This window comes from Alkalimonas amylolytica (assembly GCF_900107845.1).
Taxonomy (GTDB): Bacteria; Pseudomonadota; Gammaproteobacteria; order Enterobacterales; family Alteromonadaceae; genus Alkalimonas; species Alkalimonas amylolytica.
Genome location: NZ_FNRM01000003.1, coordinates 151,976 through 170,630, shown reverse-complemented (window position 1 = coordinate 170,630; position 18,655 = coordinate 151,976). Strand labels below are relative to the sequence as shown.

General features: G+C 50.6%; 13 protein-coding genes. 5 read left to right on the top strand and 8 right to left on the bottom strand.

Features of this window, described 5'->3' with window-relative positions; translation table 11 throughout:
- Position 1: 1 nt before the first annotated feature.
- Positions 2-1,318 (bottom strand): 30S ribosomal protein S12 methylthiotransferase RimO, encoded by a 1,317-nt coding sequence (rimO, locus tag BLW37_RS07010; RefSeq protein WP_091341364.1) that lies wholly within the window; start codon positions 1,316-1,318, stop codon positions 2-4.
- Positions 1,319-1,516: 198 nt separating this feature from the next.
- On the opposite strand from rimO, the gene BLW37_RS07005 reads away from it, so the two are divergent.
- The gene (locus tag BLW37_RS07005) at positions 1,517-3,172 is read left to right on the top strand and encodes a response regulator (protein WP_091341362.1); all 1,656 of its coding nucleotides are present in this window, start codon (positions 1,517-1,519) and stop codon (positions 3,170-3,172) included.
- 47 nt (positions 3,173-3,219) lie between these two features.
- Here the strand turns inward: BLW37_RS07005 and BLW37_RS07000 are convergent, their stop codons facing one another.
- Positions 3,220-5,796 (bottom strand): TonB-dependent receptor, encoded by a 2,577-nt coding sequence (locus tag BLW37_RS07000; protein ID WP_091341361.1) that lies wholly within the window; start codon positions 5,794-5,796, stop codon positions 3,220-3,222.
- A 447-nt stretch (positions 5,797-6,243) separates the two neighbouring features.
- Between BLW37_RS07000 and psrA the strand changes: the two genes are divergently transcribed.
- Positions 6,244-6,915, top strand: coding sequence for a TetR family transcriptional repressor PsrA (psrA, locus tag BLW37_RS06990; RefSeq protein ID WP_091341357.1), 672 nt, complete (start codon positions 6,244-6,246; stop codon positions 6,913-6,915).
- A 9-nt stretch (positions 6,916-6,924) separates the two neighbouring features.
- Positions 6,925-9,207, top strand: a complete 2,283-nt coding sequence (locus BLW37_RS06985) for an acyl-CoA dehydrogenase (protein ID WP_091341356.1) — start codon at positions 6,925-6,927, stop codon at positions 9,205-9,207.
- A 60-nt stretch (positions 9,208-9,267) separates the two neighbouring features.
- On the opposite strand, the gene BLW37_RS06980 is transcribed toward BLW37_RS06985, so the two are convergent.
- The gene (locus tag BLW37_RS06980) at positions 9,268-10,308 is read right to left on the bottom strand and encodes a Leu/Phe/Val dehydrogenase (protein ID WP_091342008.1); all 1,041 of its coding nucleotides are present in this window, start codon (positions 10,306-10,308) and stop codon (positions 9,268-9,270) included.
- Positions 10,309-10,543: 235 nt separating this feature from the next.
- On the opposite strand from BLW37_RS06980, the gene BLW37_RS06975 reads away from it, so the two are divergent.
- Complete coding sequence (locus BLW37_RS06975) at positions 10,544-10,960, top strand: DUF4826 family protein (RefSeq protein ID WP_091341354.1); 417 nt, start codon at positions 10,544-10,546, stop codon at positions 10,958-10,960.
- Between the two features lie 50 nt (positions 10,961-11,010).
- Here BLW37_RS06975 and BLW37_RS06970 read toward each other — a convergent pair whose 3' ends face one another.
- Genes BLW37_RS06970 through BLW37_RS06950 form a run of 5 tightly spaced genes read right to left on the bottom strand, consistent with a single transcriptional unit; the run spans position 11,011 to position 16,020 of the window.
- A complete protein-coding gene (locus tag BLW37_RS06970; protein ID WP_091342006.1) occupies positions 11,011-12,165 on the bottom strand; it encodes a ribosomal protein uL16 3-hydroxylase in 1,155 nt (384 codons plus the stop codon).
- A gap of 17 nt (positions 12,166-12,182) precedes the next feature.
- The gene (gene purB / locus BLW37_RS06965; RefSeq protein WP_091341352.1) at positions 12,183-13,553 is read right to left on the bottom strand and encodes an adenylosuccinate lyase; all 1,371 of its coding nucleotides are present in this window, start codon (positions 13,551-13,553) and stop codon (positions 12,183-12,185) included.
- 32 nt (positions 13,554-13,585) lie between these two features.
- A complete protein-coding gene (gene hflD, locus BLW37_RS06960; protein WP_091341351.1) occupies positions 13,586-14,206 on the bottom strand; it encodes a high frequency lysogenization protein HflD in 621 nt (206 codons plus the stop codon).
- A 3-nt stretch (positions 14,207-14,209) separates the two neighbouring features.
- Positions 14,210-15,310 carry a tRNA 2-thiouridine(34) synthase MnmA gene (gene mnmA, locus BLW37_RS06955; protein ID WP_091341349.1) on the bottom strand — a complete coding sequence of 367 codons (1,101 nt, stop codon included), beginning with the start codon at positions 15,308-15,310 and terminating at the stop codon, positions 14,210-14,212.
- 41 nt (positions 15,311-15,351) lie between these two features.
- The gene (locus BLW37_RS06950; RefSeq protein ID WP_245785646.1) at positions 15,352-16,020 is read right to left on the bottom strand and encodes a pseudouridine synthase; all 669 of its coding nucleotides are present in this window, start codon (positions 16,018-16,020) and stop codon (positions 15,352-15,354) included.
- A gap of 352 nt (positions 16,021-16,372) precedes the next feature.
- Between BLW37_RS06950 and BLW37_RS06945 the strand changes: the two genes are divergently transcribed.
- Positions 16,373-18,598: an NADP-dependent isocitrate dehydrogenase gene (locus BLW37_RS06945; RefSeq protein ID WP_091341345.1), complete on the top strand. Its 2,226-nt coding sequence runs from the start codon at positions 16,373-16,375 to the stop codon at positions 18,596-18,598.
- The last annotated feature ends 57 nt before the right edge of the window (positions 18,599-18,655 follow it).

Here is an 18,655-nt window from a genome sequence, read left to right as displayed (position 1 = left end):
GTTAAACCAGGCGTTCTGCCCACAGATCATAGGCGTCGGTGCGGGTAACTTTTACCGGTACCAACATACCAGGGCTAAGATCAGCTGAATTATCCAGATAAACCACACCGTCAATTTCCGGTGCATCGGCAGCGCTTCGGCCAACAGCGCCTTCAGCACTGACTTCATCAATTAAAATGGTCAGTTGCTGGCCTACTTTACGCTCTAAGCGGGCCGCGCTGATCGCCTGCTGAGTTTGCATAAAGCGGTGGTAGCGTTCTTCTTTGACCTCTTCCGGAACTGGATCGGGCAACTCATTGGCTTTGGCACCATCGATCGGACTGTATTTAAAACAGCCAACCCGATCCAATTGGGCTTCTTGCAGCCAGTCCAGCAGCATTTGGAAGTCTTCTTCCGTCTCGCCCGGAAAGCCAACGATAAAGGTGGAGCGTATGGTCAACTCAGGGCAGATGGCCCGCCATTTCTTTATGCGCTCCAGCGTCCGTTCAGCCTGACCGGGCCGCTTCATCAGTTTCAGGATACGTGGGCTGGCATGCTGAAATGGAATATCCAGGTAAGGTAACAACTTACCTTCGGCCATTAAGGGGATCACCTGATCCACATGCGGGTAAGGGTAGACATAGTGTAGCCGTACCCAAATACCCAGTTCGGTGAGTGCCTGGCACAAAGCCAGCATATCGGTTTTTACCGGTTGTCCATTCCAGAAGCCGATACGGTGCTTGACATCGACCCCATAGGCGCTGGTATCTTGTGAAATAACCAGCAACTCTTTGACACCGGCATTCTTCAGCCGTTGCGCTTCATCCAGTACCTCGCCAATTGGCCGGCTGACCAGATCGCCACGCATGGATGGGATGATACAGAAGGTACAGCGATGGTTGCAGCCTTCAGAGATTTTTAAATAAGCGTAGTGACGTGGAGTTAGCTTCACCCCCTGATCCGGTACCAGCATGGTAAAGGGATCGTATTTAGGCTTTGGTATAACGCTGTGCACCTGTTGTAGCACGTTTTCATAGGCATGCGGCCCGGTAATACCGAGCACATTTGGGTGGACTTGGCGAATTTCATCTTCCCGTGCACCAAGGCAGCCAGTCACAATGACTTTGCCATTTTCAGCCAGCGCTTCGCCTATGGTATCCAGCGACTCCTGCACCGCACTGTCAATAAAGCCGCAGGTATTGACTATCACCAGCTCAGCATCGTGATAAGTCGGCACGATTTGGTACCCATCACTTTTTAACTGCGTCAAAATGCGCTCAGAATCGACCAGATTCTTGGGGCATCCTAAACTGACAAATCCGACTTTAGGCTGTGACATGCTAAACCACCGTGCATACAAAAGGGCGCGTATTTTACTTGAATATCCGTTTGAACGCCAGCGATGTACTCACTGCCTCTTTGTCTGTTACACCAGCCATTCAAAGACCCGATTTGCATGGCATTCAGTGATGTGAGCGCTATAATCAGTGAAGACACTTTTCGTGCAACAAACATTGACCAAAGGAGCCTTTAAGGCATGGATAAAGCGGATTTAAGCAACCTTGAAGCTTTGAAGGTATTGATTGTGGATGATCAGTATCTGGTGCATAACTTGCTAAAAGAAGCTTTTGATGAACTGGGTATCCGACAAATAAAATACGCTGAAAATGCGTATTATGCTTTACGCTTATGCGAACAACATCGCTTTCATATTGTGATTTGTGCTTTCAATGTCAAAAGCGATAAAGATGGTTTCCATCTGCTGGAAGAGTTAAAGTTTAAAGGGTATGTCAATAAGCGCACTGTGCTCATTTTTCTTAGTGCGGAAACGGATGAAAGTCTGGTCAACAGCATTGTGGAGTTGCAACCAGATGATTTTTGGGTCAAACCATTGGACAGAGCCAGAGTCAAACAACGCTTGCCTCAGGTGTTGAACATTAAGCGCACTCTGTTTGATGTGTATGAAGCCATTGATTTGAAAAACTACAGTAAAGCCATTTATCAGGTCGATCGACACCTGCTCAACCCTAAATTATCACGTTTTTATTTGCAGCTATTGCGGATGAAAGGAGATGCACTCCTAAAGTTGCAAGAGTTTGAAGAGGCGGAGCGCTTTTACCTTGAGTTAAGGCAAAAGCATCAAATGTCCTGGGTGCATCTTGGTTACGTGAATGCCTTGCTCAAGCAAGATAAGATGCAACAAATAGAAGAGTTGCTGGCTGAGATGACCGATCGGGTGGATACACGCTTTGCGACCTACGATCTACTTGCTCAGTACCACATAGAGCGCCAGGACTTTGATCGCGCCTACGACGAAATTAAAAAAGCGGTGGCTCTGGCGCCGCGCAATATTGAGCGCAATAAAAAAGTCTGGGATCTGGCCCGGTTGACCCATGATTTTGAAGGTCAGTACCTGGCAACTCAGGCTATGGCCAAACATGCCAAAAACTCATTGCATGATTCTCCTGTCCTTGCTCTAAATGTCATCCGTGCTGGTTTGGATTTGGCGCAAACCTTAAATAATGAACGCTCGCATAAAATACTGCAGCAAACCGACCGCCATATTCAGGCACTGGAAAAAGACTACAAAGATGCTGCTTTATTTAAAGAGCAAATTACCATCGCCAAAGCACGTCTATTACTTGCCAATGATGAACGAAAAAAAGCAGAGAACTTGATAGATCTCCATGTGTCTGTCAGGCCTATCGTTTCGCTGGATGATAACCTGGATAAAGCGAAGATTTTCCATGAATTAGGGCGACGTGAAGAAGCAGCGTTGATTATGGATGCGGTGAAAAAACAAATTTCATCCGATAACCTGGCTGGTATGGTGGTTAAAAAATACGTTGAGCAGGAGTGCGATGAACAAGAGCGGGTTCATTTTACACCCAAGCAGCTGCAGAGCATGGCCGTGGAGTTTTTTAAAAAGAAAAAATACGGTGCAGCGCTAACGGCCTTGGAACAGGCCATGGAGCTAACCCCTAAAAATAACAAGATCCCGATTAGCGTGCTCAAGGTACTGGCGCTGATGTTTGAAGAGGGCGGCTTGTCCGCAAGCCAGAAAGAGCTAGCGCTTCGCACGGTCTCTTTGTTGACTAAAAACCAACTGACGGATGAGGAGTTACAGAGCGTTGCACAGTACAAGGAGCGCCTGAACTTAGTGTTGGCGCAGGCCATGCTTCCAATGGAATAAAAAAGGGGCCACAAAGGCCCCAAACTTACCAGGAGAAACAAAGCCGGTTAGAAGTTGTAGGTATAGCGTAGGGTATAGGTTGCACCTAGCCAGTCATGCACTGAGCTGGCATAACCATCGGTAGGTGATGATGCATAAGGCGGCTTCTTATCCGTCAGGTTACGCACTGCCAGTTGCAGCCGGCCGTAATCACCAAAGTCATAGCCTGCGCTGGCGTTGAGCACTAACCAAGACGATACGGTCTCATTGCCGCCCCACTTAAAGTCACCGTCGCCCATGCTGGCGATGTAGTTGGCTGTCAGGCCCAGACTCCAATTGCCATGGCGCCAGTCGGTGCCAAAATCCGCCACCAAATCTGGCCGTGCGATTTCGTTGGCGCCGCTTAAACGGCCCAGCAAATCTTGTGGTGCGCTGTCTGGTGTAATTTGACGCTCATAGCTGAAGGTTTTGGTGGCATTGGCAAAGAAATTAAACTGGCCATAGTCTTGCGTGTCCAGGCGATAGTTCAGCTTCAGATCCAAGCCATCGGTCTTTTGCTTACCCACGTTAAAGAAACCTGTCCGCAGGAAGACCAGATCGCCGTCGCTACTTATAACGCAGCCAAAACCAGCCAAGTTGGCCTCATCCGTGACTGTTGGAGCCGCGCCACTTAAACAGTTGCGCAGTGTGGTGTTGGCATCCACATCGACAATGTCTTTGTGCTCATAGCGCCAGTAATCGGCTGTCAATTGCAGGTTATCAGTCAGGTTCCAGGAAAAACCGATGTTGATGGCTTCAGAGCTTTCTGCATCCAGGTTCGGGTTGCCACGGGTTTCCTGATCAAAACTTACTTCATCATCGAAGTTGCCACACAAAGCATCAAACTCTTCGCCAGGGCCACAGTTGATGTAACCGGTCGCCAGAGCCCGGCCGGCACCCAGTTGTGAGAGTGATGGCGCTCTGAAGCCTGTGCTCCAGGAAGCGCGTAAGATCAGCGCATCGGTTGCACGCCAACGTAACGACAGTTTTGGATTAACGTCGCCGCCAAAGTCGCTGTAATGATCGTAACGAATCGCCGCAATGGCATCAATGTCATCGGTCAGAGGCAGGTTAAACTCACCGTAGAGTGCATATTGGGTCCGATCAGCCTGTGCATCACGTGCACCCAAACCATAAACGCCATCGGCAGCGGCAATAGGGGCTGGCGTATCTTTGATGTCTTCGGAGCGGTATTCCCCGCCAAACACCGAGCTAACAAAACCAGCTGGCAGCTCAAACAGTTCACCTGAGAGATTAAAATCAAAGCTGTGCGTTTCTGAACGACCTCGACGAGGTGCTTCGCTGCGCAGTGCTGCCAGTGTCGCTTCGCTGTTGTCACGGCCCAAATTAAAAGGGTTGTAACTTTGATTAGCAATACCAGCAAGAACAGCTTCACGGTTGAAGTAACCACGAATGTGGCGTACTTCATTCTCTGTTACGCCATAGGTTGCCGCCGCCTCCCAGAACCAATCACCAGCTTCACCGCGCAGCCCCGCTAACATACGGAATGACTCGGTATCGTATGCTTGTTGCCGGCGTTCCGGAAAGCGAGTACGGACGATGATAGTGCTATCGTTTGGATTCAGTTCACGCACGTAAGCAGGTACCAGGCTGGAGTCTGCTGCAACATTGACGGTATAGGCGGTAGCTGAATCGTAGGCCGACCCTTTGTTGCGTTGATACATGCCTTCGGCAAACAGCTCCATGTTGTTGTCCAGCTGATGAAGGTGGCTTAAGGTGACGCCTAGTCGTTCAGTTTCCGGCTGGATGGCACGTTCCATCACGTAGTCGTAGCGGCATTCAGTACCTCCACGAACCGTATCGGCGCCGCACCAGGCTTCCGGATGGTTTTGACCATCAATGCCGAGCGAGGTTCGCAGTGCGAAGGTCACATCAATAGGGCGATCGGCATTAAACAGAGCTTTACGGTCGAAATAATCCACGACTACGGTGGTGTTGCTGCTAGCGGTATTAAAGCCACCCACATACGTCAGGTTGTAGCGTCCAAAATCACTGCTCTTGGTATCGTTGCCGTACATAACGGAGACTTCATGGCCTTCGACATCATCGCGCAGAATAAAGTTGATGACACCGGCAATGGCATCTGAGCCGTACACTGAGGAAGCACCATCGGTTAGAACTTCAATGCGCTCAATGGCAGACATCGGGATGGTGTTGACGTTGACGAAAGAGTCTGCGCCATTGGCAAAGGAGTCAACCGCTACCCGACGGCCATTGACCAATACCAGCGTCGAGCTGCTACCAAGGCCGCGTAAGCTAACACCTGATGAACCAGCTGGCGCACCTGCTGCGGTAGCCGTGGCACCATTCTCACTAAAAGTGCCTGCACTGGCGGCTTGTGGTAAGTCGCGTAAAAAGGCGCTGACGCTGTCATAGCCACGGCTTTCTAACTCGTCCCGGCTGATGATTTGTACCGGGTTTGCCCCTTCCATGTCCACTCCTCTGAGACGGGAGCCGGTAATGGCGATGCGTTCGACTTCTTTTGCTTGGACCTCCGTTTCCTCCGCGTGCAGTCCTTGCAGACCAAAGAGGGCAGTCAAGGTTGCCAACGCAACTTTGCTTACTCCAGTGTTTACTGTTTTCATGCTTCTTCCTCATTTTGCTTTATTGGCTGCCGTGAAGCGGCAGTCTGATAGTTAAAGCTGTGCCAGATACACAGGCTGGATCGGTGTCACAGCAACAAATGCAATCAGGTGAGATGAAAAGCAGACGCTTGAAAGTAAAAAATGACTACTTAGCGATCACACCACTGTTTGGCACAGCGGTATGGCTAATTGTTGAACCACTCGGACAAGTAGTAAGGGGACACAAAAGGAGAAGCACAATAGCAGCGGCAATGCTGATTCAGCAATACAGGCATAAACTCCTCCTTTGGTTGGGAAATACACAATGACTATAAACTCGCTTAATTGTTAATGACTGTCAACCCCTTTTTCGGGGCAAGTCTTTGCTTTGCTAACTCATCGGATTAGTGCTTGACAGGGTTTTGATTCAAACGTACATTTCAAACGGTCGTTTGAAATGAGGGGCCTATGAGTCGAATCCAGACCCAACAAAAAATACTTGATGCTGCTGAAAGTTTGTTCGCCGAAACGGGTTTTAACGATACCTCGTTGCGGCAAATTACCAGCCGGGCGGAAGTTAACCTGGCTGCAGTCAATTATCATTTTGGCTCAAAGAAGGCCTTAATCCAAGCAGTGCTGCAGCGTTACCTAAAGGTTGTGATGCCTCGGCTGGAGCATCAGTTTGAAGTGTTGCTTGCCCGGCAAAAGCCAACCCAATTGCCCGAGGTGCTCGCAGTCTTTGTGCAACCTTTGTTGGAGCTTGAACAGATTAAGCGTCAGGGCACTACCTTATTTTTGCAACTGCTGGGGCGGGGCTATACTGATGTACAAGGGCATTTGCGTAAGTTTATCAGTCACCACTACGGTTCGGTGCTGAATAAATTCGTCTTATTGGTACAGCAATCTTGTCCCGGCTTAGACGCTGCAGAAATTTTCTGGCGCTTGCATTTCTCGCTGGGAACTGTGGTGTTTACTATGGCCTCCAGTGAAGCTTTGTTTGATATTGCAGCTGCAGATTATCAGCAGCAGGCAGATATTGAAAGTGTGATTCGGCGGTTACTGCCCTATCTGGCAGCCGGTATCGCTGCACCCGTGATTTATCCAGAACAACTTAACTCCATGGCACAAGCTGCCTCTTAAGGACCAACCATGAATTTGTTATTGATTCTTATTATTACTCTGGCGGTATTACTTGGCGTACCGCCAATCCGTCGGGCGCTGATTTCAGCGCCCATATTTAAGGTGTTCAAGAAAATTCTGCCGCCATTGTCTGAAACCGAGCAGCAGGCTATGGAAGCAGGTGATGTTTGGTGGGATGGGGATTTATTTCAAGGCAAACCCGATTGGCAGAAAATGCATCAGTACCCCAAGCCAAAGCTGAGTGAGGATGAGCAAGCCTTTATGGACGAGCAGGTAGAGACCTTGCTTGCCATGCTGGATGATTATGACATTGTTCAGAAAAAGCGCGACTTGCCTGAGAAGGTCTGGGACTACCTGAAGCAGGAAGGCTTCTTTGCCATGATCATACCGAAGAGCTACGGCGGCAGGGGCTTTTCGGCTATCGCCAACTCCACTATTGTTTCGCGCATAGCCAGCCGCAGCCTGACCGCCGCTGTGACCGTGATGGTGCCTAACTCCTTAGGCCCGGGTGAGTTGCTGATGCACTATGGTACGGATCAGCAAAAAGATTACTGGTTACCTCGCCTGGCCGATGGCAGAGATGTGCCTTGTTTTGCCTTAACCGGCCCGGAAGCAGGCTCGGATGCGGGGGGTATTCCGGATACTGGCGTAATTTGTCGCGGTGAGTTTGAAGGCAAAGAGGTCGTTGGTATTCGTTTAAACTGGGATAAGCGCTACATTACCTTATCCCCGGTGGCAACTGTGCTGGGCTTGGCCTTTAAAATGTTCGACCCGGATGGCTTGCTCGGTGACAAGAAAGACATTGGCATCACCTGTGCGTTAATCCCGACGTCGCATCCAGGCGTGGAGATTGGCGATCGTCATTTCCCGATGGGCATGGCCTTTATGAATGGTACCACCTATGGTAAAGATGTGTTTATTCCGTTGGATTGGATCATCGGTGGTCCGGATTACGCCGGTCGTGGTTGGCGGATGTTGGTGGAGTGTTTATCAGCCGGTCGCGGTATTTCTTTGCCTGCACTAGCAACGGCAACCGGCCATTTAGCCAGCCGGATGACTGGTGCTTACAGCTACGTTCGTCAGCAGTTTGGCTTGTCGATTGGCAAATTCGAAGGGGTGCAGGAAGCTTTTGCCCGTATCGGTGGCCTTACCTATGGTTTGGAGGCGATGCGGGTGATGACGGCTGGTGCCATTGACTTAAAACTCAGCCCTGGCGTAGTGACGGCTATCGCCAAATACCACATGACAGAAATGTCCCGCACCATTTTAAACGATGCCTTTGATATTCATGCTGGCAGGGCCATTCAACTAGGGCCAAAAAACTATTTGGCGCATGGTTACATGGGCGTGCCTATATCCATTACGGTGGAAGGGGCCAATATCTTAACCCGCAACCTGATGATTTTTGGCCAGGGCGCTACCCGTTGCCATCCTTATGTGCTGGCTGAGTTGCAAGCCGCAGCAAACCCGGATGCGAATGAAGGCTTACAACAATTTGATGGTTTGTTACTGCGCCATGTTGGTTTTGCCCTTGGCAATACCTTCAGCTGTTTGTGGCAGGGGTTAACTGCTGCCGCTTTTAATAAAAGCCCGATGGCAGGTGAAACGGCCCGTTATTACAAGCAGCTAAGCCGTATGAGCCGGGCCTTGGCGCTGACAGCGGATATCTCCATGCTGATGCTGGGTGGCGATTTAAAGCGCAAAGAAATGCTGTCGGCTCGGTTAGGTGATGTGCTGAGTCACTTGTATATGGCTTCGGCTGTATTGAAGTTTTACGAAGACAATGGTCGTCAGCAAGCGGATCTGCCTTTTGTGCATTACAATCTGCAGCGATCATTGGCAGAAATTGGCCGGGCTTTTGATGGTTTCTTTGCCAACTTCCCATCCCGTGTGGTGGCAGTGCTATTAAAGCGGTTAATTTTCCCATTTGGCATTGGCTACAAAATGCCAGCCGATGATATCTGCATGGATATTTGTGATGCGCTATCCAAGCCAGGCGTGATCCGCGATCGCCTGACGCATCTTTGCTACATTGGTGAGGGAGAGCAGGATCCAACAGGATTAATGGAACAGGCGTTTATCGAGATGCATCAGGCGCAGCCGCAGTTAAAAGCTATTTTACTGGCACAGCGTGATGGCAAAATCAGCCGCAAAGTCCCGATGGAGCAAGCCATTACCGAAGCGGAAGCCGCTGGTATTGTAACATCTGAGCAAGCGGAGCAGCTGCACCATATGAACAAACTGCGCTTTGAAGCCATCAGTGTCGATAGCTTCAAGCCAGGTGAACTTTGAACTCGCTGTTACGTAATAAAAAAGGACCCTAGGGTCCTTTTTTATTGTTAAGCCAACAGACTATCGGCCTTTGGCGATAATTTCCTGGGCCATAATATCGGCTACCAGATGGGTGGATTTTTGCTCATGGTCTGCGCGCTGGAAAATTTGCAGCAAGGTATCGTAAATCTGGTTTACCTTGGCAGTTGCGTCATCAGCGTTGTAACCTTCCGGACGCATTTCCATGTACACATTAATGATACCGCCTGCATTGATAACGTAATCCGGTGCATACAAAATACCACGCTCGCGCAGCATGTCACCATGACGGGCTTTTTGCAGTTGGTTGTTGGCACAACCAGCGACCACTTTGGCATTTAATTGCGGTATGGTGTCATCATTCAAGGTAGCACCTAAAGCGCAAGGCGCATAAATATCGACATCCTGGGCGTAGATTTCATCCAGTGCAACAGCGGTTGCGCCGAACTGCTTCACTGCACGTTCAATGGCTTGCTCGTTGATATCGGTGACAAAAAGTTCAGCGCCTTCTTTGTACAAGTGTTCGCATAGATAAAAACCAACACTACCAAGGCCTTGGATGGCAACTTTCAAGCCTTTTAGTGAGTCGACCCCAAATTGGTGTTTAGCTGCAGCACGGATACCCTGGTAGGTGCCGATAGCGGTGAAAGGCCCTGGATTACCGCTTTTGCCTTCCAGCCCTGCAACATAAGGGGTTTCTTTATTGACCATCATAATATCACCGGTGGTGATATTCACGTCTTCGGCGCTGTAGTAGCTGCCACCCAGACGGTGCAGATGCCGACCAAAAGCACGGAATAAGGCTTCGGATTTGATGGTTTTGGCATCACCGATAATCACTGACTTGCCACCGCCTATGGGCAAACCTGCCATGGCATTTTTATAGGTCATGCCCTTGGATAAACGCAGCACATCGCGGATTGCTTCTTCGTCACTGGCATAATTCCATAACCGGCAGCCACCGACGGCTGGCCCTAAAGCAGTGCTGTGTACCGCGATAATGGCTTTTAAACCGGTTGCCTCATCACTGCAAAAGACAACTTGTTCGTGCTGATCAAACTCTGTGTGATTGAATACGGCCACTTTCACTCTCCGCTGGCATAAAAATGATGGATCTGTGCATTGTTATCACCAATACCAGACCGAATTTTGCGCTGCGCAATGTATCATTTCATTCTGGCTTACGCCAGACTGTGTCTGAATTTTTAGCTGGTTTGACCAGGTGGCTGTTGATAAGAAAGGCTTAGTCTGACCAAGCTTGATTGTCAGCCTGTGCTGGCATAGAGTAGGCACTGGATTAATAAAGTAGATAGTAGTCATGAGTGAACAACTGACAGAGCAACAGCAAAGTGAATGGGTCCGCAGCCAGTTCCAAAAAGCCAATCAGTACCTGGCATCCAAAGGCATACTGCCAGATCAGGTGGTGGTGACAGAATCGCGTTATTTAGTGCCTTTGGTTGCGGTATGGCGCATTAAAAGCCAGGATCGTAAAGAGTTCTGGGTGCTGACCGGCGATTTGCCGACCGATCATATGGCGCTTAGTGGTGCTAAAAATGCAAAAGAGGCAATACGCGCCTTTTCGTTTCAATGGCAGTTAAAAGCCCAGCAGATCCTGGATACACAGCAGGGGGATAAAACCCAGTTAGACTTTGCTAACCTGTTGATTAGCCGAGCGCATGGGCTGTACGATCTGTTTGACAATGAAACAATCTGGCAAGTACAACAGCCGGCTTAAGCGTAAAGCTTGCCTTACAAAGCCGCCTGTTGGCGGCTTTTTTGTGTAGCTTACTCAACAAAGTACCAATAGCCTTGATTAATTAGTTGGGTAATAAAAGCAAGACGCTCTGGAGTTTGCACAAAGTGGCGGCATTCGGCTTCAGTTAGCTGACTGCGATCGGTTAGTAAGCGGGCACTGTCGATTTCATTGGCTGGCAGTGGAAAGCGATCACCGTTGATAAACAGCTGCACATCGCCCTCTGCTTTGGCTTGCTGGTAGCAACATCTCAGCCCGCCAAGACGGCCAAGTACTGAGCCTTCATCCAGGTATTCGGCAATTTCTTCAGCCTGATAATGAGGTTCCGGCTCCTGCAAATCCAGCTCACGCTTGGCTTGGCTGATGTAGCTGCCAAACCAGTGGCTTAGCAAATCATCGTCTGCCAGCAGTTGCTGCATCAATTGCCGAACCTGACCTAAATCTCGGCTGTTGATTTCACCTGGCGACAGACTGCGCAGCCGGCCTGGGTCGTTGAACCGTTCTCCTTCTATCTGAAAGTCGAGCAGGTAATCGGCCAGGCCGCCGATTAAGTCTTTTTGTGCCGGAGCGCGAAAGCCAACCGAATAATTAAGACTGGGCTCAAGTGAAATACCATCATGTGGGCAGCCCGGCGGAATGTACAGGATATCGCCAGGTTCCATCACGTCATCGATGCAAGCGTTAAAATCACTGACTTGCAACAGGCGAGGGTGCGGGCAGAATTGCTCCAGACTGGCATCCGGCATACCAACGCGCCAGCGCCGTTTGCCCATGCCCTGAATGATAAACACATCGTACTGATCCAGGTGCGGGCCAACGCCACCACCCGGTGCAGAGAAGCTGACCATCAGATCGTCAATCCGCCAGTTCGGGATAAAACGAAATGGCTCCAGCAGCCGTGCGGCATCGGGTTGCCAGTAATCAACGGCCTGCACCAGCAAGGTCCAGTTTTGGTCGCCGTACTTATCGAAGCTATCAAAAGGCCCTTCATCCAGCTGCCAGTTGCCGCCATCCTTCTGGATGAGGCGGCCATCGACCTGTTCATCCAGTGCCAACCCTGCCAGTTCATCGGCTGAGATGGGATCCTGAAAGTTAGCAAAACCGCCCTTGATAAGCAGCGGTTTTTGCTGCCAGTATTCGGCCAGAAACTGCTCGATGGTCAGGCTGCCGAAGTTCAAGCTGTACATAGTCTGCTCCAAAGCCATTACGGCAGGCGATCCACCAGGGCGATGGCGTCACCAATGTAACCGGCTGGGGTAAACTGCTTCATCATTGCCTTGCCTTCAGCCGGCATATCCAACGTCTCAATAAAGGCATGCAAGTCGGCTGGGGTAATCCGCTTACCACGGGTCAGTTCTTTTAGTTTCTCGTATGGCTTTTCAATACCATACTTGCGCATCACGGTTTGCACCGGTTCGGCCAGCAGTTCCCAGTTGGCATTTAGTTCAGCCAAAAGGCTGGCTTCATTCACTTCCAGTTTGCTAATGCCTTTTAAAGTTGCCTGATAAGCAATCAGGCTGTAGCCAATACCAACGCCCAGGTTACGTAATACTGTGGAGTCGGTCAGGTCGCGCTGCCAGCGTGATACGGGAAGTTTCGCTGCCAGATGGTCAAAGATAGCATTGGCCAGGCCCAGGTTGCCTTCGGAGTTTTCAAAGTCAATCGGGTTTACTTTGTGTGGCATGGTGGACGAGCCAATTTCGCCGGCGACCGTTTTTTGCTTGAAATGGCCAAGCGCGATGTAGCCCCAGGCATCCCGATCAAAGTCGATGAGAATGGTGTTAAAGCGGGCAATGGCATCAAACAGCTCGGCGATGTAATCATGTGGTTCAATCTGGGTGGTGTAGGGATTCCAGCTCAGTCCTAAACCGCTGACAAACTGCTCAGAAATCTGGTGCCAGTCAAGCGCTGGGTAAGCCGACAGGTGCGCATTGTAGTTACCAACTGCGCCGTTAAATTTACCCAGTAAGCTAATGCTGGCAATCTGATCGCGTTGGCGTTTCAGTCGCATATAGACGTTGGCCATTTCCTTGCCCATGGTCGTGGGAGACGCTGGCTGGCCATGGGTACGTGCCATCATCGGCACGGTTTTGTAATCGACCGCCAATTGGCGAATGGCGTTTAGCAACTGATCGCAGTACGGTAGGATCACCTGCGCACGGGCATCTTTGAGCATCAGGCCATGCGACAGATTGTTGATGTCTTCTGAGGTGCAGGCAAAGTGAATAAATTCGGTAACAGCGTTTAACTCGGCATTGGTTGCGACTTTTTCTTTCAGCAAATATTCCACCGCTTTGACATCGTGATTGGTGGTACGCTCGATCTCTTTCACTCGTTCGGCATCGGCCAGGCTGAAATTCGCGACTATGGCATCCAGCAGGGCATTGGCCTCGCTGCTGAGTTTAGGCACTTCAGCAATGCCATCAATTTTTGCCATTTGTTGCAACCAGCGCACTTCCACAGTCACCCGGTATTTAATCAGGCCAAACTCGCTGAAGAAATCGCGCAGCTCATTGGTTTTGCTGCCGTAGCGGCCATCTACCGGCGATAAGGCGGTCAGTGCGTTCAGTTCCATGGTGCTTCCTCGTAAACGTTCAAAAAAAAGGGTTAGTCTTTAAGCGCCTGACGCGCCTCGTGAACCAATTGCTTGCGTTTAAACAGCAAATGCCAACGACTGCCGCCAGCCTGACGCCAGAGTACCGCCGCGCGCACTGCGGCCAGTAGCAAGGCACGTACCTTGTGTTGCACATGCGTTTGCTTAAGTAACTCAGGCTGGCCTGCCACTTGAATACGGGTACCCAGGGTGCTGATGCATTCAATGTAAATGTCAGCCATATTCGACAATAAAGTCTCATCGGTAATGCTGAAATGTTCCAGCTGACGAGCCAGCTGTTGCAAGCGCTTGCCAAGGGCCGCCATATTGGAGCTGCTTTTGGATAAGCGTCGCTCCAACGCCAGTACGGCCACCACATAACGGGTGATTTCGACATCTTTGTTTGGGTTATCCCCCAACTGCTGCAACAACACCTGATAACCGCTGCGTAGATGCCTCAGCTCACCGCCATAAATAGCGAGTGGGCTGTCGGCATCCAGCATGGCAACGCTGCTGAGCATCAATTCCAGCTCAGTCGGGTCGGCGTCCTTGGTTTTGGCGACTGCTTTAACCAGACTAAGCGCCTGACACAGCGCAGCCAGAGCCATTACTTGGGTAGATACACTTGCTTGCATACGTTAATTCACTGCCTTATCAATAATGCCGCCGCCAAGGCAGACCTCGTCGAGATAAAAGACTGCCGACTGGCCGGGAGTGACGGCTTTTTGCGGATGATCAAAAACGACCTGTAGCTCACCATTGGCAAGTGGCGTCACCATACAGGGAATATCATGTTGGCGATAACGGGTTTTGACGCTGCAGCGAATGGGTTGGTTAGGCCCCGTTCGGTCAACCCAGTGCAGTTGACTGGCGATAAGGCCCTTCGCGAACAAACTGGGATGATCAGCGCCTTGCACAACCAACAAACGGTTGTTGGTTAAATCTTTACTGGCAACGTACCAGGGATCATCTCCGCTGTTCTTCAGGCCTCCAATGCCCAGGCCTTTACGCTGGCCCAGGGTGTGGTACATCAGGCCTTCGTGTCGTCCAATGATATCACCCGCAGGAGTAACGATATCACCGGGTTGGGCTGGCAGGTACTTTTGCAAAAAGTCTTTAAACTTGCGCTCACCAATAAAGCAAATGCCGGTGCTGTCTTTTTTGTCGTGGGTAATAAAACCTTGTTGCTCAGCAATGGCCCGAACCTCATGTTTTTCCAGCTCACCAACAGGAAATAGGGTTTGTGCCACATGCTGTTCGGCTAGCGTGTATAAAAAATAACTTTGATCTTTGTTTTGATCCAAACCGCGCAGCAGTTGCCAATGACCATTGAGCTCCCGCCGGCGCACATAATGGCCGGTCGCAATGTAATCGGCTTGCAGGGCCTCGGCAGCAAACTCAAGGAAAGCTTTAAACTTGATTTCCTTGTTGCACATGATATCTGGGTTGGGGGTGCGGCCAGCCTTGTATTCGGCCAGGAAATACTCGAACACCTGGTCCCAGTATTCAGCGGCAAAATTAACTTTATGTAGCTTAATGCCAAGCCTGTCGCACACCTGCTGTGCATCAGCCATGTCTTCGGCAGCAGCGCAGTAGTCATCGTTGTCGTCTTCTTCCCAATTTTTCATAAACAGGCCTTCGACCTGATAGCCTTGCTGCAACAGCAAATAAGCGGAAACCGATGAATCCACACCGCCGGACATGCCGACGATGACTTTCTTTGGCGTGGAAGCTGACATGAGGCCCTTACAACTCGAAAAAATTGGGCCGGATTATACCATTATTTTTTTCCCTTCACACCCGAAAACCGCCGTTGTTTTGGCTGGGAGCCTTTGGTTAAGGTTACTGCGGCATTAAGAAGATTCGCAGGGATCTCCAGCATGCGGTATTCACCTGGCGCCAGCGGCTGCAACTGCCAGGGACCAATGGCAACCCGGATCAGCCGCAGCGTTGGAAAGCCAACGGCGGCTGTCATACGCCGGACCTGGCGATTGCGCCCTTCACGGATGGTCAGCTCCAGCCAACGGGTGGGAATGTGTTGACGCTGTCGGATCGGTGGCTGACGTGGCCATACTTCCGGGGAGGATAACTGCCGAACGGATGCCGGGCGAGTTGGACCATCATTCAGTAGGACACCCTGTTGCAGTTGCTGCAAGGCTTCTGCTGTGATGTCGCCTTCAACCTGCACCCAGTAAGTTTTAGCCATCTTGTGTTTTGGATCGGTGATCTGCTGTTGCAATCGTCCATCATCGGTCAGTAACAGCAGGCCTTCACTGTCGTAATCCAGTCGACCAGCAGCATAGACATCGGGGATTGGAATAAAGTCTGCCAGCGTCTGGCGCTGTTTGGGACTTTGATCGGTAAACTGGCAAAGCACCTGAAAAGGCTTATTGAAGGCAATCAGCCGGGGTGTTGCGACTTTGGTCGGGTTGTGTTTTTTGAGGTTCACTGTAGGGTTCTGTGTACAGATGCTGGTTGTTATGACTGACAGGCTAGCATAAAAAGCGCTTTCGTTCAGGTTTGCAACAGTGCGCTGGTTTTTGCCGTTGACTAGGCGTGGCTTTGGTGAGCTGTTATAATCCCGGCGTTTTTCTGTCTATCCGGCTGTAGCTGACGTTACTTTTATCCTTGTGCCAGCGTCAGATCCAGCCGGATGGGTAGCAAGCAATTATGTGGTAAAAGACTGTGTTGTAAGAGCCTGCAGTACGGAGGATCAGCTGTTTTAAACAGCCTTAGGTCTGAGAGATGGAGCTGCAGTTTCGGGCCCTCGTCGTGGGGAAGCCATTTCAATAGGAATCATTATGTCGACTGAAAATTCAAAGATTATTTATACTGAAACCGATGAAGCGCCAGCACTGGCGACCTATTCCTTGCTGCCGATTATTCAGGCATTTACCAAAGCAGCCGGGGTTTCAGTTGAAACGCGTGATATTTCCTTATCCGGTCGGATCATTGCCAGTTTTCCGGAGTTTTTGCAAGACAACCAGCGTCAGTCCGATGCGCTGGCTGAGTTGGGTGAGCTGGCGAAAACGCCAGAGGCCAATATTATCAAGCTGCCGAACATCAGTGCTTCTATTCCGCAATTAAAAGCTGCTATCAAAGAGCTGCAACAGCAAGGCTATGCATTGCCAGATTACCCGGCCGAGCCGAAAACTGAGCAAGAAAAAGACATCAAAGCCCGTTACGACAAAATCAAAGGCAGTGCCGTTAACCCCGTGCTGCGTGAGGGTAACTCTGATCGTCGGGCGCCGGCTTCAGTGAAAAACTACGCCAAAAAGCATCCGCATAAAATGGGTGTTTGGAGCAAAGAGTCCACGTCGCATGTGGCCCATATGCAGGACGGCGACTTCTTTGGCTCTGAGCAATCTACCACCTTTGAGGCTGCGGACGATCTGAAGATTGTTCTCAATAGCAATGGCCAGCAGCAGGTGCTTAAAGCCAGTGTACCGGTGCAAGCCGGCGAAGTGGTCGATGCGGCTGTGATGAGTAAAACAGCACTCTGTGCGTTCTTTGAAAAAGAAACCGCTGCGGCGAAAGCCGAAGACGTGCTGCTGTCACTGCACTTAAAAGCCACTATGATGAAGGTGTCTGATCCTATTATGTTCGGCCATGCTGTGAAGGTGTATTTTAAAGCACTTTTTACCAAGTACGCCGAAACTTTCAAGCAACTGGATGTGGATCCAAGCAATGGCTTTGGCGATGTGGTCGCCAAAATAGCCCAGCTGGATGATGCCACGCGGGCTGCCATTGAAGCCGATATTCAGGCGGTGTACCAGCAACAACCAGCACTGGCTATGGTGAACTCAGATAAAGGCATCACCAACTTGCATGTGCCAAGCGATATTATTATCGATGCCTCCATGCCGGCGATGATCCGTGAATCGGGCCAGATGTGGGGGCCAGATGGCAAACTGAAAGATACCAAGGCATTAATCCCGGATCGGTGCTATGCCGGTGTCTATCAGGAAACCATCAGTTTTTGTAAAGAGCACGGTGCTTTCGATCCGGCCACTATGGGTACAGTGCCGAACGTCGGCCTGATGGCGCAAAAAGCAGAAGAATATGGTTCACACGATAAAACCTTTGAGATCCCGGCCGATGGGTCGGTGCAGGTACTGAATCAAGCCGGTGACGTGGTGTTTGAGCATGCGGTAGAGCAGGGCGATATCTGGCGTATGTGTCAGGTGAAAGATGCACCGATCCGTGATTGGGTGAAACTGGCGGTGAACCGTGCCCGTTTGAGCAATACGCCGGCAGTGTTCTGGCTCGACAGTGAGCGTGCACATGACAGCGAGCTGATTGCCAAAGTAGAAAGCTACCTGCAAGAGCACGATACCGATGGCCTGGAACTGCATATCATGGCACCAGTCGATGCTACCCGCTTTACCCTGCAGCGGGTCAAAGCTGGCCAGGACACCATTTCAGTCACCGGCAACGTGCTGCGTGATTACCTGACCGACTTGTTCCCGATTCTGGAGCTGGGTACCAGCGCTAAGATGTTGTCGATTGTACCGCTGATGAATGGAGGCGGTTTGTTTGAAACCGGTGCCGGTGGTTCAGCGCCGAAGCATGTACAGCAGTTGGAAGCTGAAAACCACCTGCGTTGGGACTCGCTGGGTGAGTTTTTGGCTCTGGCGGCCTCGCTGGAACATTTAAGTCAGGCAACTGGCAATGCCCGGGCGCAGGTACTGGCTGATACCCTGGATCTGGCAACAGCTAAGTTTTTGGATACCAACAAGTCGCCATCTCGTAAAGTCAAAGAGCTGGATAATCGTGGCAGCCACTTCTATCTGGCCTTGTACTGGGCAGAAGCACTGGCAGCCCAAACCAAAGACAGCGAGTTGCAGCAACGTTTTGGTAAGTTGGCAGAACAACTCACAGCCAATGAAGCGCAGATCGTGCGCGAGTTGAATGATGCTCAGGGAGTAGCGGTGGATTTAGGCGGCTACTACCGGCCATCGGCTGAGCTTGCTGGCAAAGTGATGCGACCAAGCACGACCTTTAATCAGGCTTTAAGTAGCCTTTAAATCCAGCCTTGTACCACTGCCATCACAGCATTGTGATGGCAGTGGTACCCGCTTATT